14 protein-coding genes are annotated in these 17,222 nt (G+C 46.2%); 10 read left to right on the top strand and 4 right to left on the bottom strand.

Annotation, left to right across the window (positions count from 1 at the left end; all coding sequences use genetic code 11):
• Nucleotides 1-16: 16 nt before the first annotated feature.
• From tssB to D0C16_RS12385, 4 genes are read right to left on the bottom strand one after another with little or no spacing between them, the layout of a single operon-like run.
• Nucleotides 17-544, bottom strand: coding sequence for a type VI secretion system contractile sheath small subunit (tssB, locus tag D0C16_RS12400; protein ID WP_151032668.1), 528 nt, complete (start codon nt 542-544; stop codon nt 17-19).
• Nucleotides 545-579: 35 nt separating this feature from the next.
• Nucleotides 580-1,593 (bottom strand): ImpA family type VI secretion system protein, encoded by a 1,014-nt coding sequence (locus D0C16_RS12395; protein WP_151032667.1) that lies wholly within the window; start codon nt 1,591-1,593, stop codon nt 580-582.
• Nucleotides 1,594-1,618: 25 nt separating this feature from the next.
• Nucleotides 1,619-2,047 (bottom strand): TssQ family T6SS-associated lipoprotein, encoded by a 429-nt coding sequence (locus D0C16_RS12390; RefSeq protein ID WP_151032666.1) that lies wholly within the window; start codon nt 2,045-2,047, stop codon nt 1,619-1,621.
• A 22-nt stretch (nt 2,048-2,069) separates the two neighbouring features.
• Nucleotides 2,070-4,505: a serine/threonine-protein kinase gene (locus tag D0C16_RS12385; RefSeq protein ID WP_151032665.1), complete on the bottom strand. Its 2,436-nt coding sequence runs from the start codon at nt 4,503-4,505 to the stop codon at nt 2,070-2,072.
• 294 nt (nt 4,506-4,799) lie between these two features.
• Here D0C16_RS12385 and tagH point away from each other — a divergent pair, with 294 nt between their 5' ends.
• The 10 genes from tagH (at nt 4,800) to D0C16_RS12335 (ending at nt 17,116) form a co-directional block, all read left to right on the top strand.
• Nucleotides 4,800-6,257, top strand: coding sequence for a type VI secretion system-associated FHA domain protein TagH (gene tagH, locus D0C16_RS12380; RefSeq protein ID WP_191968706.1), 1,458 nt, complete (start codon nt 4,800-4,802; stop codon nt 6,255-6,257).
• Complete coding sequence (locus tag D0C16_RS12375; RefSeq protein ID WP_151032663.1) at nt 6,254-7,081, top strand: PP2C family serine/threonine-protein phosphatase; 828 nt, start codon at nt 6,254-6,256, stop codon at nt 7,079-7,081. The genes tagH and D0C16_RS12375 overlap by 4 nt, the downstream gene beginning before the upstream one ends.
• 1 nt (nt 7,082) lies before the next feature.
• On the top strand, nt 7,083-7,625 hold the full coding sequence (gene tssJ, locus D0C16_RS12370; protein WP_151032662.1) for a type VI secretion system lipoprotein TssJ: 543 nt from the start codon (nt 7,083-7,085) through the stop codon (nt 7,623-7,625).
• Nucleotides 7,626-7,641: 16 nt separating this feature from the next.
• Nucleotides 7,642-8,976, top strand: coding sequence for a type VI secretion system baseplate subunit TssK (gene tssK / locus D0C16_RS12365; RefSeq protein WP_151032661.1), 1,335 nt, complete (start codon nt 7,642-7,644; stop codon nt 8,974-8,976).
• Nucleotides 8,977-8,999: 23 nt separating this feature from the next.
• Complete coding sequence (gene icmH / locus D0C16_RS12360) at nt 9,000-10,268, top strand: type IVB secretion system protein IcmH/DotU (protein ID WP_151032660.1); 1,269 nt, start codon at nt 9,000-9,002, stop codon at nt 10,266-10,268.
• A 22-nt stretch (nt 10,269-10,290) separates the two neighbouring features.
• On the top strand, nt 10,291-13,878 hold the full coding sequence (gene tssM / locus D0C16_RS12355) for a type VI secretion system membrane subunit TssM (RefSeq protein ID WP_225319041.1): 3,588 nt from the start codon (nt 10,291-10,293) through the stop codon (nt 13,876-13,878).
• A 3-nt stretch (nt 13,879-13,881) separates the two neighbouring features.
• Nucleotides 13,882-14,490, top strand: a complete 609-nt coding sequence (tagF, locus tag D0C16_RS12350; protein ID WP_151032658.1) for a type VI secretion system-associated protein TagF — start codon at nt 13,882-13,884, stop codon at nt 14,488-14,490.
• A 300-nt stretch (nt 14,491-14,790) separates the two neighbouring features.
• Complete coding sequence (locus D0C16_RS12345; RefSeq protein ID WP_151032657.1) at nt 14,791-15,018, top strand: AlpA family transcriptional regulator; 228 nt, start codon at nt 14,791-14,793, stop codon at nt 15,016-15,018.
• 198 nt (nt 15,019-15,216) lie between these two features.
• Nucleotides 15,217-16,233, top strand: a complete 1,017-nt coding sequence (locus D0C16_RS12340) for a site-specific integrase (protein ID WP_151032656.1) — start codon at nt 15,217-15,219, stop codon at nt 16,231-16,233.
• Nucleotides 16,223-17,116 carry a replication protein RepA gene (locus D0C16_RS12335; RefSeq protein WP_191968705.1) on the top strand — a complete coding sequence of 298 codons (894 nt, stop codon included), beginning with the start codon at nt 16,223-16,225 and terminating at the stop codon, nt 17,114-17,116. Before D0C16_RS12340 ends, D0C16_RS12335 begins: the two co-directional genes overlap by 11 nt.
• Nucleotides 17,117-17,222 lie beyond the last annotated feature (106 nt).

Below are 17,222 nucleotides of genomic sequence, written 5' to 3'. Positions count from 1 at the left end.
GTATTAATTTCCTGAGTTAAACTGCTTCAGCAGCTTCCGGGGTTTCGGTTTTATCGCTGGACAGTGCCAGGCTTTTTAACAGGCTGGGGTCTTGCAACACTTTGCTGATAAGTTCTTCTGCACCGGTTTTGCCATCCATGTAAGTCAACAGGTTATTTAGTTGCGTGCGCGCATCGAGCAACTTGGCGAGTGCATCCACTTTTTTCGCAATAGCAGCAGGAGAAAAATCTTCCATGCTATTGAACGTTAAATCGACAGTCAGTTCACCTTCACCTGTCAAGGTGTTGGGAACGGCAAATGCAGCGCGTGGTTTCAAGGCTTTCATGCGGTCATCAAAATTGCTCACATCAATTTCGAGGAATTTACGATCGGCAATCGCGGGCATTTCTTCTTTTTGTTTCCCTGCCAGATCGGCCATTACTCCCATGATGAAGGGAATTTGGATCTTTTTTTCTGAACCATAAATTTCCACATCGTATTCAATTTGCACGCGTGGTGCGCGATTACGCGCGATAAACTTCTGACTGCTTTGGCTGTTGCTCATAGTTGCTCCTCTGCAAATTGCGCAGACGTTGGTGGTTAAAATTGTGGTCCGGTTATATGCTCTGCCTGAGCGACTGCATCGGGCGCCAGTTGGCTGAGAATGGTATAGAAATCCTGTCCAATCATATTGCGCGCACGCTTGATTAGCAGGGGCGCGGGGTTGGCAGGATCATTTCGCGCGAGAAATTCACACACTTTGTCCAGTAATCGAATTGCGTCGTCACGAGAATTAATTGCTGCTGGGTTATTTGGGTTGCTGCGAGGTGTTGAGCAGGCACCTGCGTCTTGCGTATCGATTTCTGTTTCTTTGGTTTCGACGTGGTGTTGATCAGGAATTGGAGTGACTCCGGTAAGTAGCGCTTTTAACTGGCTAAAGTCGGGCGCTTGTTCATTGCCGAAGTGTTGGTTTAATAAATTTTCCAGTTCGCTAATCTGCGTGAGTAGTTGTTTGATGACCAGCAATTCACTGCTGTGATCCAGTACTTCATCGCGCAGTATCTGCACGAGTTGATCCCGTGAAAAATCTTCGTTTTCTGCTCTGCCGCTGAGGATTTTTTCCAGCCGGCTCAGTGTTATTTTTCCGGTGGCATTTAAGCGGATATCGGTATGGCGCAAATCACCGACCAGACCGGTGGATGAATTTAGCTCGGCAATGGCGTTAGCCCTTGGAAAGAGATCTGTTTCACCATCGAATACGATGGCTGGGAACGCGTGCTGCCAACATTGCTCAGTCAGCGAGTGGATAGCTTCCATGCCTTTTAGTGCACCTCTGATTCCATATTTGTGCGTTAGAGCCCGGGTAATAATGCAGCACAGGCGATAATCTTTGCTTTTATTGAGAAGTTCACAGGCCTTGTTGAGCGCACGTGACCAATCAATCGGTGCTGCTGGAATAATGGTATCGCCATATTGTTGCTCAGGTTTAATCGCAACCATATGTTCCAGCTCGAGGAAATCCGGGTCGTAATCAATTTCACTGCCGCAATAATCGTCCCCTAGTAATTTGCTTTCCAACGCGTCGAATGAGAAATCGATATTATCGTAGTCCATCGTCAGATTCCCTGTTGCTAAATTTTTATTGGTTGTTTTTGCCCAGTCCACTTTGAGCAACTACGAATTCAGGGCCCCAGAGGGGATGTGTGCTCTCTGCAGAAGTTAATTCGAAGCCGGGATCCAGCTGCAGGGCTTTATAGAATGAGTGGCGGCAAAGAGTGACTCTTTCGGTAACGCAGTAAATAAACGCAAGATATTTTAATGACTCAACTTGTGTGCTTTTATCGTCCTGCCAAATGCTGCTATCCAGAAAAGCGGTTTCCGCTGCCCCATATTCGCCATTTTGGAAATTGGCTTTGCCAGCCTCCAGTTTCATTTGTGCTGGTGTTAGTTGTTGCGGTTTTTGTTGCATCGTGTTGCAGCCGGAAAGCAACAAGCTTGCAATCGATATTACGGACACAAGTCCAACTACCTTGCGTGCGAAGGCCAATGAGCGAGAATTGATTTGCATAGGAATATTTTTCTCAATAACGTTATTTAAATTGATGTTCTATTGTCTGTGATAAAGAATCAGTAGCGCTGATTGTTATGCTTTTGGTCGCATAACTCGGATGGCGAATTTCCAACTTATGCTCGCCCGGGGCAATTTTTAGTTGTCGCAGTGGTGGGATGACGCCCGCCATTTTCCCATCGATAAAAATTTCACCCCAAGGTTGCACTTTGATGTTCAAGGTGCGTTCACTGGTAATTACCGGTGCGGTTTGGGTTGCAACAGGTTCTCCCTGCGATTGAACTGCGGGCGGTGAGTCTGCCGCTGGTTGCGCTGCGGATGTTTGGGGCTTGGCTTGTGTGGTTTTAACTGGTTTCGCGGCAGTTACCGGTTGTTGTTGTTGTTGTTGTTGCGGTACAGCAAAGTTGTGATAGATCGCCGGGTTCTCTCCTTGTTTAATGCTCAGGGTGCGTATCTCGGTGGGTAAGCCGGGGTTCCGCAGTTCAATCCGGTAGGTGCCTGGCGCGAGTGATAATTCACGCACCGGCGGGCTTACACCGTAGCGCTGTTCGTCGACCCAAATTTCGCCCCAAGGTAATAGCGTAAGTTTTGCCGTACCGAAAGCTACCGGCCTAGCTGTTTCCGCGGGGGCATCGGGTTTAGGCTTTTTATTCGATGCAGCATTTGTGCTTGTCGCTGTAGTGGGTTCAAAAGTCGTTACTTCGTTGGTCTGATTTTGGACACCAATTTCCGAAGGGAGAATTTGGGCCGAATCCGCTAGTGGCGCAGTGCTAAATTCTGCCGTTACGGCGCCTTGTTCCGGCGGGATAAGGTCGCTAATTGATTGCGAGGTTTGATCCGATGCGTTGCTTAGGTCGGAAGTCGCCGGTAGTGACGGCGATGCTGCGCCGTCGGATATGTTTGTTGAGATTTGGTTTGCGTTCTGGTCCGCTGAAGTTAACGCTATTTGAGTTTCTGCTGCTATAGGCGCTGCCGCTGCGGTTGAATTGTTCACATGCAGTGGCTTTATTTCAGTATTGTCTTTACTGAATAAGTAGCCGCCTGCAAACAATCCTGCCACCAGAGCTGCACCACCTATCGCGAAAATGGTAGTCGTTCTATTTTTTGTGTTGAGTTTTCCCGTGGCTGAGGCATTTGCCTGCGCGGATGTTTGGCTTACTGCGTTGTGCTTGGCGCCAAGGGGTGGGTGAGCATTTTCTTTTGTTTTGGGCGGAACACTCACAGGCTTTTGTTCCAACAGCTGCTTTACATCATTGAAGCTACTGATAGGTTTTGTTTCAGCGTTGGAGCTATTCAGCAGAATATTTTCGTTAAATTGATTTTGAAGCGGTTGTTCTACTGTTGGTATTGGCGATTGAAGCTGTTGAGTTTTTTGTGGTGATCCAAGCGTAATTAAAAGCTTTTCTTTAAACTGATTAATTTCTTCTTCTGTCAGTATTTGCGTGATCTCATCATCGTGCGTGTCCACGGTCGCAACACTTTTAATTAATTGCGAAACATATGAGAGATTAGCGGTATGCACCGTGCTGAGATTCAATGCGTCGCGAAATTCGGAGATAGTTTGAAAGCGATCCATCGGTCGCAATTGCAGGGCCCGATTAATGGCGGCTAGAAACCCGTCACTAAATTGCGGATGGTCTTGAGGTGTCAAGAGTTTTAAAGAGTCGCGCATCATCCGTGATACAGATGCACTAGGCGCCGAACCGGTAATAGAAAAATATAATACTGCGCCCAATGCATAGATGTCCGTCCAGGGGCCCTGCTCATTTGCAGTATCTTCAGTGTATTGTTCGATAGGTGCATAGCCAGGCTTTACCACAACCGTTAACGCACTTTGCATGCCCGCAATAACCCGTCGCGCCGAACCTAAATCCAGTAGTACCGGTTGTCCATTGTCTTGAATCACAATATTGTCAGGCGCTATGTCGCGATGATAAATACTGTTGTTATGCAGGAGTTCAGTGGCATCCAGAATGGGAGCCAAAATGCTTTTCAACCATGCTTCTGACGCAAAGTTGCGATCCAGTCGCAGCAGGTTGCGGAGTGTCTTTCCGGAGTAGTGCGGCATCACCATATAGGCGGTGCCATTGGCTTCCCAAAATCGCAAAATTTCTACCAGTGCCGGGTGTTTGAATTGTGCAAGTAGGCGCGCTTCTTCAATAAAACCTTGCATGCCAGCATCAAAAGTCTGTTGGTGGCGCACTGAGCGTAAATTAATTTGTGCAGATGAAAGTCTGTTGGCGATGGCTGCCGGCATGTACTCTTTGATAGCTACATTACGGTGTAGCAGTGTGTCTTGTGCTGCATAGACGATTCCGAATCCACCTTCACCGATAATGCCGTTGATGACATATTCTTTAAGTGCTTCGCCAATAGGTAATGCCGATGCAGGAATAACTACAGATTCGCTGTTAGTAGCTTTTAGTAATGGTGATGGGTTTATTGTGCTGGCGTCCATGCGGTATCCGCTTAATTAGTTTTAAATGAGTTGGCGATTGCTCGGCGAATTAAACCAAAAACATTCGATGATGATTAAATCACACGTGCATTTATTTCTGGTGGCGATTCTATTTACAAATCAAATACAGCTTTGTGATCAAAATCTCCATTTGCGAATTGTGATGTAAAAAAATATCGTTATGATGGCGCCATCGTCTTTGGTCAGTTTTGTTTTTCGTTGCTTTACGCGACGTGATTATAAAAGCAATCTGTCGATGTTATTAAATTTTGCAACTATATGGATGTAGACCACATGTCATCCCGCTCACAACTAAAACTCGCAGCCGTAAGTTTTAATGGTGAAGCTGTGTCGCCAGATGCAGCGAGCTGCGAGTTTTGGTCCAATGAAAAAATTACGCTCGGCCGAAACGGCAGCAATAATCTAGTGCTGGATGATCCGTCGCGCGTCATTTCCCGTGTGCAAGCAAGCTTGTCACCTAAAGATCCTTCATCGATGCATATCGTGAATTTAAGCGCTTCAACTAGCATATTTGTTAATGCGCAAGAATTGCTGCCCGGTGAAAGAGGCGTGTTGAGTTGTAATGACAGCTTAATGGTAGGTGCTTATGTGCTTCAGTTAAGTGCGAATAATTTTGAGGATAATAATTTAGCATCGATATCATCACGTTTTTTTGAAAATCCTGCCGCGACACCAGGTTATATTCCTGAGGATGCCGACTTTTTTTCTGTAAATAATTCAGGTGTATCAGAGCCGACTTCAACAGCAGGTGATGAATATTGCTTTGTTTCCGACGGCGGGTTGTTGCAATCTGAAAGTCAATCCACCGATTTTCTACTCGATCAATTGCTGGCAAAAAAAACTGTGACGGAATTTACAGTAGGGACTGAATCAGTTGGTTCAAGTGTCGTTGTTTCTCCCGATGAGTTGGTGGATTCATTGAGTTCACTGTTAGTGGAGAAAAATGATTTTCCGATTTTCTCTTCGAATCGGGATCGCTCACTGGAAATTGAATCACTTTTTGTTGTGCCCCGTCCCGTGGCAACACAGCCGATGGGTCTAGAGGTGTGCGCTACTGAGCATCCTGTAGCTGATTCGCAAAGAGTGTTTCCGCAAAGCCCTGAGTCAGTAGAAGCGGGAGTGAGGGCATCAGATGATGATTGTCGAATGGCGCTAGCGCGCGCTTTGCAATTGGATATTCATAAATTGCCAGCCTTTACCCCTGCGTTTTTTGAGCGGCTCGGTGGCGTATTGCTGCATCTTACTGCCGGTACCGTGAACATGATGCATGGGCGTGCGCAGGTAAAACACGAAATGCGTGCTGATGTCACTATTATCGCTGCATCTGGCAACAACCCGTTGAAATTTGCTCCCGATGCTCAGTCGGCTATTGCGCACCTATTGGGTGATCCTGTGCCGGGCTTTTTGCGCGCTAAGGAAGCGATAGATGATGCAGTTGATGATTTGCTTGCGCACCAAATTGGTTTGGTTTCTGGAGCGCGCGCCGCTGTCTATGAAGTGATGAAAAATTTCAGTCCCGAGAGAATGCAAAAATATCTCGCCACCAAAAATATTATTGACTCGCTGCTACCAATGGCGAAAAGATCGAAGCTGTGGGAGTTGTACGAGGCGCATTACGCAGAGCTTGCTGGAAACGCACGAGAGGAGTTTGAATTGCGCTTTCAGCAAGCATTTGCGCAGGCATACGAGCAGGAAATTGACAAGATGTGTGCTGGGAGGGAGGCCGTATGAGTGCTTACCTTGCCAGTTCGGGCATGACTATCGAGTATGCCACTCTTTCACGGCAAGGCGCACGCGATTATAACGAAGACGCCTGCGGTTATTGGACTTCAGATGAGGGGGCGTGCTTTATTGTTGCAGATGGAGCGGGTGGCCATGGCGGTGGCGACGTTGCATCGGAAACCGCCGTTAAAACATTTTTAATGGGTTTCTCTGAGCAACCTGCGATAGATAAGCATTTTGTCGATCAATTATTGCAGCAAGCCGACTCTGCAATTCGTTACGGCCAAACACTGGCCAATCAATTAAAAAAAATGAGTACCACTGTCGCCTGCCTGTTTTTAAATGATGATGCAGGCTTGGCCCAGTGGACTCATCTGGGCGATACACGTATTTATTTAATTCGTCGCCGGCAGTGCAGGCAGCTCACTAAAGATCACAGTTTGTTACAGCGCTTTCTCGATAATAAAACTCTTTCTGCCGAAATGGCTCAATCCAGCATTGCTCGCAATATTCTTTATGCGGCGTTGGGAACAGGAGAAGAAATATATTTTGAGTCGCTGGAAAGCCCTTTTCAATTGCAAGAAGGCGATGCGTTTTTGTTGTGTTCTGATGGTTTTTGGGAGGGTGTTGATCAAGATCTTATGGTGGCTACCCTGGGGTTGGCCGGCTCGGCGGAGGAATGGTTAATTCGCATGGAGCAAATAGTACTTGAACGTAATTCAGCGGCTCAAGATAACTATAGCGCCCTGGCGGTCTGGATTGGTGGGCCAAACGACATAACGCTTAGCTTTAGTGGCGCGAGCCCTATGTCTGCATTACTGGAAAATAGTTGACATGAATCACCAGAAATTTTTTTATAAAATTCCGAGTCTGGGGATTACCCTGCGCATGCTGTTTGTTGTCTTAATGACATGGTTGTTGGTGTCTTGTGCTAACAGCGGGCAACCTAAAAAAGTAATCACATTGGAATTGGTCGCTGCAGAAAATTTGAATCCGGATATTAACGGGCGGCCTTCGCCAGTGGCCATTACAGTTTATCAATTGGCAAATGCGTCAGGGTTTCGTAAAGGTGATTACATGTCGCTTACCGAAAATGGCAAGCAATTGCTGGGTAAGGATTTGCTCGCTATGCATACCGTAAACTTGCGCCCTGGGCAGCGCCTGGTATTGGAATATCCAATTACTAGGGGTGAAAGCGCTTTGGGTGTGGTAGTGGGCTATAGAGTCATCGATTACAGTGGTTGGCAGCTGGTGTATGAGTATCCTCGCCAGGGGAGTGGTTTTTGGTCACGTTTTGGTGGCAAAGAGGTTTTAGCACACCGCGTGCTCGTTGAAAAAAACAGGATTCAATTTGACTCATCTTCCAAAGAACATTAATAGGAGTGTATGTTTTATGGATGCATTTAAAAAAGTTGTCTGGTGCGAAGGGATGTTTTTGCGCCCACAACATTTTCAGCAGCAAGAGCGTTATCTCGAGCAAATGCGACATCAACGCGCCCAAGCGCCAGCTAATTATTTTTGGGGGTTTCGAAACCTGCGAATCGATTCTGCGGCCTTAAGTCAGGGAATTATTGCCGTTACAGAGGCCGAAGGAATTTTTCCCGACGGAACTCCCTTTGCGTTTTCTCTGCCCCAAGAGGCGCCAGCGCCCTTGGTTATTGGCGAGGGTGTGAATGACCAGCTCGTCTATTTAGCGTTACCCGCGCAACAACACCAGTCTGAATTGGTCGCTTTTGATCCACTGGAACAGAGTCTGGCGCGCTATGGAGTGGAAGATTTCCTCGCGGAAGATATCAACTCAATTGGCGGTGAACCAGCGGAGCTACAGATTGCCAGGCCGCGTCTGCGTTTATTGTTGCAAACTGAGTTAACAGATTCATGGGTTGCCCTTGGCATGTTACGTATTGTTGAGCGCCGGGCGGATCGACAATTAGCGATAGATCCTTTGTACATTCCCGCGCTTATATCGGTGTTTGCCTCTTCCACATTGACTCATCTGATTAATGAAGTTCTGGGTTTGGTGCGTCAGCGGGCAGATGTCCTTAGTACTCGCATTAGTCAGGCTGGCAGAGGAGGCATCTCTGAAGTTGGGGAATTTTTGATGCTGCAGCTATTGAATCGCAGTGAGCCATTGATAGCGCATCTATTGCAAGGACGTGGCCTCGGCCCTGAAACGGCCTATTTACAGCTGATCGCACTGTGCGGAGAACTAGCTACGTTTGCGAGTGATAGCCGACGGTGCGAGCATTTGCCGGCCTACTGGCATGATGACGCGGAACAATCTTTCCATAGCTTGGTGCAGCTACTACGTCGTTATTTATCCACTGTGTTGGAGCAGAACGCCATAGAAATTCCGCTGATAGAAAAAAATTACGGTGTGCGTATTGGCCAGGTTGTTGATCGCGAGCTATTTAACTCCTGCCAATTTGTCTTGGCTGTTCGTGCAAGTGTTCCCACTGATACGTTAAAGCAAAGTTTTCCCCGGCAAATAAAATTAGGCTCAGTGGATAAAATTCGCGATTTGGTTAACTTGCAGCTACCAGGAATATTAATTCAATCCTTGCCCATAGCTCCGCGCCAAATTCCTTATCACACCGGCAGTCATTATTTTGAATTGGATACCGGTTCTGAAATGTGGAAAGCCTTTGTGTCCTCAGGAACTATCGCTATGCATATCGCTGGTGATTTTCCCGATTTGGAGATTCAATGTTGGGCGATTCGCCGCTAACCAAGACGTGAGAAGGAATTTGTATGCTTGATATAGAAAGTTTTGGTGAAAATGAATCGCGCACTTTTGTCGTACCTAACCCAGGTGGTCGGGCAAGAACGACTTCGGAGGCCAATACTCGTTCAGTATTTCTTGATGTGCCCGATGAAACCCCTCCGGCTGCCAGCGCCTTGTTGCGCTGCGCTAATCCACTACTCAATATGATTTACCAGGTGCGTACCCTGGTACACAATTCCGATCCATCGCAACTGCGCAATTATTTAATTGATGAGATAAAAAAATTTGAGCAGCGCGCAAAAGCTGATGCCATTCCTGCAGAGACTATCGCTGCGGCACGTTATTGTTTATGTACCGTCATTGATGAAACCGCTGCCCAGACACCCTGGGGCGGTGGTGGTATGTGGGCAAAATACAGCTTACTGGTAACGTTTCATAATGAGACCTGGGGAGGAGAGAAATTTTTTCAGATTCTTGCTCGAGTTACCCAAACACCTGCAGTGCATCGTGATTTGATTGAGCTGATGTTTTTTTGTATCTCGCTAGGTTTTGAGGGCCGTTACAAAATTGTCCCAAACGGCCAGGCTCAACTTGAGTTGCTGCGGTTGCGTTTGGTTGAAATAGTTGCTGAGCTTAAGGGCGAGCGAGAAAAATCTTTGTCGGCACATTGGCAGGGAATTATTAAGCCTCGCCCACCTATTTGGACATTACTACCGGTCTGGGTGTCGGCGCTCTTGTGCACTGTTTTAGTGTTCTCGGTATTTGTGTTTCTCGCGTTCAAACTCTCTGATAGTTCGGATCGGGTGTTTGCTCGGATTTTACAAACTCCTGTTCCCTTGTTTAAAGAAAAAGTGGCCCCCGTTGCAATCGAGGGGCAGATTACCAGATTGTTGCAGGATGAAATTGCCCGGAAGCTCGTGAGCGTCCGTGAAGGTGGCGGTGTTGCTGTTGTGACATTGATGGGGGATGGATTGTTTCCCTCAGGAAGTGTTTCTCTCAGCCTAGCTTATGTGCCAGTGATCAATAAAATTAGCGTTGCCATCCGTGATTTTGGCAAGGGTGCTGTTGTCTCTGGTTATACCGATAATATTCCTATCCGTAGCGCGCGTTTTCCTTCCAATTGGCATCTTTCACTGGAGCGCGCACGTGCGGTTGCCGCAGTTTTGGATGCGGGACTTGCGCTAAAAGTGCAGGGGCTAGGTGAGGCGGAAGCGCTGACGTCCAACGATACCCCTGCCGGCAGAGCACTGAATCGCCGTGTAGAAGTAAAAATTTTATTGAAATCCGCTCAATAGGCCAAAAGGAATTCTTGCTGTGATGCGCAAATTATTTGATTTTATCATTCATCCGGTGTTGTGGAAGCTGATCCTGCTCGTGATTCTTGCGCTGGCTATTTGGTTTATTGGGCCCCTTTTTGCGATTGCAGAATGGCGCCCGTTGGAGCCAGTATTGCATCGTGGGCTATTGATCTTTTCGGTGCTTTTCTATTTTGGAGTAAAAAAATTACTTGGCGTTTGGCGTGAGCGGCGTGTGAATGAGCGGTTTATGCAGGCACTGGCTAACAAAGGTGCGAGCGATATCCAATCCAGTTCAGTGTTGGATGAGCTAGGGAAAAACTTTGCGTTGGCCATGACGCATTTAAAAAGTTCTACTGCCAATGCGCGCACGGGTTTTTTTAGTAGTATGCGTCAGCGCTTTGTCTATCAATTTCCCTGGTATGTATTTATCGGTGCCCCCGGCTCTGGCAAAACCACGGCGCTAATTAATAGCGGATTGCAATTTCCATTAACCGATGTATTGGGGCGTGAGTCGCTTAAAGGTGTCGGCGGTACACGCAATTGTGACTGGTGGTTTACCGAAGATGCAGTGTTTATAGATACGGCGGGCCGCTATATAACGCACGAAAGCCATGCTCAACAGGATAAGGATGAGTGGGCTGGCTTTTTGGGGTTGCTTAAAAAATTTAGACCGCGACAACCATTGAATGGCGCTGTGCTAACTATTTCTATTGCTGATTTGTTAACTGGGTCAGAGCAGAGCCGCAATCAGCACGCAGCGATTATCCGAGCGCGCCTGGGTGAGTTAAGTAATTCGCTCGGTATTAATTTCCCGGTTTATATTTTAATTACCAAAGCTGATTTACTGGGCGGTTTTTCCGATTACTTTAGTATGCTGAGCAAAGAGGATCGCGATCAGGTATTGGGTTTTAGTTTTTCAGACCAATCAGCGCACACGTCACCCCTCGCACGCGACATAACACCTGTATCCACTGATCTAGCTGTGCGGGTTAGACAAGAATTGGATCTGCTCGGGCAGCGTTTATTTGATGGTTTGTCTGATTTGCTCGTACGCGAAACGGATATTACTCGCCGTGCACACAGCTTCGCTTTTCCGCAAAATTTTGCCAACTGTTTACCCTCGATTGCCGATCTCATTGAGAAAATTTTTTCGGGGGTAGATGTGTCCGGCGTGCAGTTGCGCGGCGTCTATTTTGCCAGTGGCACGCAGGAAGGAACTCCATTTGATCGCGTGTTAGGTGCCTTGGGGCGAAGGTTTGGTGTGAGTTCCAGTATTAATACTCAGAGGAAAATGGTGTCCGGACGCAGTTATTTTCTAAAGGATTTAATCACGCGAGTTATTTTGCCGGAAGCACATTTGGCAGGGAAAAATCGTCGCGCGGAAAAGAGGGAGCTGCTGATTGGCTTGATTGTTCACAGTCTTATACTGTTGGCCTGTGCAACATTTATATTTTTACTTGTGGGTAGCTATCTTAAAAATCGCGACTATCTCATCAGTGTTGACCAAAAAGTAGCGCTAATTAGTTCGGCGGTGGATAAGACCTCCGCCGCAGATATACGGGGAATTGTTGATTACCTGCCATTGCTAAATGCGCTTTGTTGCGTTGCGGATGGCGATACTTTTGCTGTTCTATCTCCGCCGCTTGAAATGACCTACGGTTTGTATCAAGGCGAAAAATTAGATGCAGCAACCCAGCGCACTTATGCACGCGCATTGCAGGAAACATTGCTTCCTTGGGTTTCACGCCGATTGCAGCAACTATTGGTGGATAGTGGCGATCAGGATATGAATAACACTTACCAAACGTTAAAAGCCTATTTAATGCTGAACCAGGCTGAGCACTATAATCCTGCTCAGTTGCTCGCCTATGTAGAGGCGGATATTGAGCGCCACTTTGCCGCCGGTATCTCTCGCGAGCAGCAAGCGGGATTGATATTTCATTTGCGTCAATTGTTTGGTGCTGAGGCGCAGATGTCTCCTTATGCGATGGACGAGAAATTAGTGTTGTCCACGCGCCGTTCTTTAAGTGGGTTTTCATTTGCGGAGCGTGCATATCAAACTATCAAGGTAGATCTGTTGCAACAGTCTGCGCTCGCTGATGTTTCTTTTTTAACGGCAGGTGGAGCCAAGAGCAATTTTGTTTTTGAACGCAATAGTGGCAAGCCGTTAAGTGATGGCGTTCCCGGCTTATTTACTCGCAAAGGGTATAAGGAAATATTTTTGCCTGCCGTGCAAGATCAATTAAAAGCAACGGTGGTAGAAGAATCCTGGGTGTTAGGGGAGTATTCGTCATTTAGCGAAAAAGAACTTACAGCGGAGCGTATGACTGATATAGAGCAAGTACTGATACGGCTTTATTTGCAAGACTATTCCAGTTTTTGGGATTCTTATTTGATCGATTTGCGTTTGATTTCCACGCGCTCTATGTCGGAGTCGATAGATGTTGCACGTATATTGTCGGCATCAGACTCACCTTTGTGGCAGCTGGTAAGCAATTTCTCGCCTGAGTTAAGCCTTGGAAAAGATCTGTCGCTGACCTCGCAAATAGCTGGCAAGGAAGTTAAACGGCGTATTGCCGAGAAAACATCAGGGTTTGATCAATCCTTGCAAGGATTAGCTGCTAATTTGACCCGCTCCGATGCGGTCGAATCAGTTGTGGATGGTAGATTTAAGGAAATGATTGAATTAACTCACGGAGCTAATAAAGAAACTGAAAAAAACACGTTGCTGAAATTATTTAATGAGGTTTACCTCGGCTTATCCAATGCTGATTTTTCGATTCGCAGTGGCGCAAGAAGTTTGGAAAACGACGACGCAATGTTTAAGGTTCGCTCCGAGGCGGCGCGCTATCCAATTCCGGTGCGTACCATTTTAGAAGGATTAACGGATGAGGGAAAGCGCCAGACAGAGGGCGGAATTCGCGGCGCGCTCAATGCGGAATTGGATAGCTCTATCGGTGAGTTTTGTCGTATGGCAATCAGCGGACGCTATCCCATTGATCGACGTTCGACGCGTGACGTCACCTTTGCCGATTTTTCCAAAATGTTTGCCCCGGCGGGATTAATGGATAGCTTTTTTAACGAAAATCTGCGAACAATCACCGATACGACCGGGCGTGTTTGGACGATGCGTCAAGCTGCCGATGTCCCACTACCTATTACTTCATTTCAGCAAGCGGCACGTATTCGCGATGTATTTTTTCCGGCAGCGGTGCGTGCACCCATGTTAAATTTTGAATATAAAGTGCTGGAAATGGATGCCGGCATCAGTCAGTTATCCATGGATTTTGACGGGCAGCTTTTTCAATACGCACATGGCCCACAAATCCCACGCTCTGTGAGCTGGCCGGGGCCTTTGGGTAGTAATCAAATTCGTATCGAATTGAGCGGGGCTGACCTTAATCGCAAAACATTGGTAGTGAATGGCCCTTGGGCAATTATGCGCTTGTTTGATTTGGGTGAGCGTAGGCAGCTATTGCCGGAAAAGTTTGTAACAACTTTGTTTATCCATGGCCAAAAAGTAGTGCTGGAAGTTACCGCTACCAGCGTAAACAATCCCTTTTATCTTGCTGAGTTGGCGAGTTTCTCTTGTCCGGCTCGGCGTTAATTTGTGAGTGGCATTGTGCTCCCGCCAACATCAATTTCTTTTTATGGAAAGCTGCCATGGGTCGGTGATTTTATTGTGCGCAATTTGGAGTTTACACTGCACCGCCAAATTGATCGGTGGTTGAGCGCAGGATTATCGGCACTGCGTGATACTGATTCCAACTGGTTAGAGGCTTATCTTTCCGCTCCCGTGTGGAATTTTATTCTACCTGCTGGTGTATGGGGGGAACAGGCAGTGTGCGGGGCGATTATGCCGAGCGTAGATAAGGTAGGGCGTTACTTTCCATTTATCCTTTTTTTTAATCCGGATGCGGTTGCAGATATTCATCTCCGTAATCAATATCTGGCGAAGATTGCAGTTTTGCTACCTGGCTTGCTGCAGCATGAAACCTTGGTGGATGATATATTTTTCTACATTGTACAGGGCTTGGTGACTGTTGATGATGTGGATTTGGCCGCGTTGCCAGAGCGAACAGCTAACTTTTTCCATGTGCGGGAAACGTCTGGCTATTGGTGGAACGAGGATGGCGATGCTGTGTTGAATCATTCTGCGGATGTTGGTGCGGACATTTTTATTAGGTTGTTTGGTGATGCTCAACAGTTTTACCGATAGCTTGATTTATATTGCGTTGACATAAAAATGGCCGCTAAGAGCGGCCATTTTTTTCGAACTTAGACGTTAAACCGCAATTTTTACCATAAGTATCTGTATTGTATAGATAATTAATGGTCATTCTTGGATTTGTAGTCACCTCTGTATACACATTTGCAAAGGCTGCATTTTTTTCGCTTGATCCAGCATAAATCATACCGGATTTTTTCGGGCAAAAATAAACATCATCCTCTCCGTGAAATCAATTCTTGTCTTCGAGAAACTTCTAGGAACTTTACACAAGTTCTTTGAGGATGATTTATGCAGATTATACGCCGCGCAGCCCTTTGCAAAAAATTGGGAGGTATTGGAACCGTTTCACTCTGGAGGTTGACACGGGATGATCCCAGCTTTCCGGCGGGGATAAAAATTAATAAACGTATCGTTGGATGGCTAGAGCATGAGATCGATGATTGGATCGAGTGTCGTGCCGCCTCCCGGGTTGCCAAGCCTGAAGCAACTGCTATCGGGGGTGGCAAAAATGACTAAACGCACGAATCTAATTTCTCCTCGGCTCTTAGCATCGTCCCTTGGTATCCCAATGGCTACATTGTGGCGTTTGACTCTAAACGGAGTTATACCAAGACCTATATTTCTAAATTCGCGCATCATGGGTTGGGATAGGCGAGCAATCGATAGCTGGCTTAGCCGTGTCAATCAGTTAAGTCTGGTTTGGAGTGCGAATTCATGAAAGATTTTTCGCATCTCAATCACGAGACTAAAGTTGCGATAGATACTTTTCTAAAACAAGCAAAGCTTGTAGCTGCTAGATCAAAAGCATCTATACGCTCCGATAAAACATCTGAAGAGTACGTGCGTATTGCTAAACGAATTTTCAAAAAATGCTCCGTTAGCGGGCAATCTATCGAGCAATATTTTTCAGCTATTGATAATAAAAGTACTTTCTTTAAGGGTGCTGCTGCGATTAAGTGTTATGTAACTGATACAGGTATACAAGCAGTTAGGACTCTCATTGATAGTTACTGCCCTGTCGCTGAACACAATATTAAAAAAGCTGCTGTGGATATTCAGCAGATTCTCAACGTTATCCAAAAGGGTATGACCTGTAAACGTAAAAAAAGAAAGTCGAAACGCGCTGCATTGTCTGGTTTGCCTGATGATTGGCGCGAGCAAATATGTAATTACAATAAAAAATCAAAATACTATGCGGCTTTTTTAGTGGCTTCGCTTACCGGCTGTCGGCCATCAGAGTTGTGTAATGGTGTTTTGGTAAGCTATCGAAACGAAGGCGAAGACAATTTTCTAAAATTTAAAATAAAGGGTGCGAAAGTTACTGACTCAAGTGGGCAAGAATGGCGGGAGATAATATACCGAATATCTAACCCTGAAGGGATGTTGGCGGATGCAATAGCTTTAGTTCAGCGTGGCGATAAAACAATTAGTATTGAAAACCCAGCAAATTTTAGCGTGGAAATTAGAAGGATTGCTAAAGAGGTTTTTTCAGAGCATAAAAAGCCGATTACCGCTTATTGTTTCCGTCACCAATTCGCGGCCAATTTAAAAGCTCACGGTGATGGTGATTTGGTTAGTTTAGCGCTGGGGCACCGCTCATTAAAAACAAAAAAAGTTTATGGTCATAGAGGGCAGAAGCGAGGTAAATCTTACGATATTTCGGTTAACACTTCTCATGATATATCGACGACGATTGCTCCTCCGAAAAACGGAGGTAGTTATGAAGTCTAAAAAAATCAAGCTGACTCAGCGTGACATTAAGTTAATCGATCAATCTATAGCCATAAAGGATTGCCCAGCAACAATCGAGCAAGCGGGGTTTATGTTCACGCTGTTTTGCCAGCTTGGTTTTCCTCGATCTCATTGTGATCAGCTTTATTTCTTTCGCGAGTGCGGTAAAGCAAGGTTGGTGCTGGACGCGGAGGCAGTACATATTGAAGGTAACCTTATACAAGCCTCGTTACCTTACGGTGTGCTTCCACGTTTAATCCTGCTGGAGATTTTTTCTTGTGCGGTACGTTATAAAACGAAAAAGATAGATTTGGGATCAAGTGCTGCGAGTTTTATTCGCCGGTTGGGGTTGCGGCCTGCTGGGGGTAAGCGAGGCAATTATGCAAACCTGAAGAATCAGCTGGGTAGCCTGTTAGCCTTGCATGTCGAATGCGACTTCAATGTAAAAGGTAAAAGAATTTCATTTTGCGGGAAGCTGTTCTCTGATTGTTCTTTGGTTAATGAAAAGGATAAAAGTTGGCATTCAGTGATAAATTTGTCGGACGATTTTTATGATGTGCTTGTTACTCAACGAAATGCCGTTCCTGTTGATACTAGGGCGATTTCAGCCTTAAAAGGTTCTGCATTGGCGCTTGATATTTACTCTATGCTTGTTGAACGTTTACATCGTGCGTCGGCTAAGCCAGTCACGCTTTATTGGAAGAACCTGCGCGAGCAGTTTGCCAGTGAGTATATTGATAACGAAAACGGAAAGCGGAGTTTTAAGGAGAATTTTTTGATAGCTCTTAAAAAGGTAAAAATGGTTTACCCGGTCGCGGATATTCAGGCTGTGAGTGGCGGAGTTTGCATCAGAAAGTCTCCTCCTCCGATACCTAAAAAGTAGTAATGATTACCGATGAAAAAGGTGAGTAAGTTTAGGGTTATTATCGTTAATGAAAGATGATTGTGGTCGTATTTGTTGCAGAAGTGGGGCGGTTTCAAGGCCTGGT

The organism is Cellvibrio sp. KY-GH-1, assembly GCF_008806975.1.
Classification (GTDB): Bacteria; Pseudomonadota; Gammaproteobacteria; order Pseudomonadales; family Cellvibrionaceae; genus Cellvibrio.
Note: the sequence above shows the minus strand (reverse complement) of the source record. Positions and strands in the feature narration are given on the sequence as shown.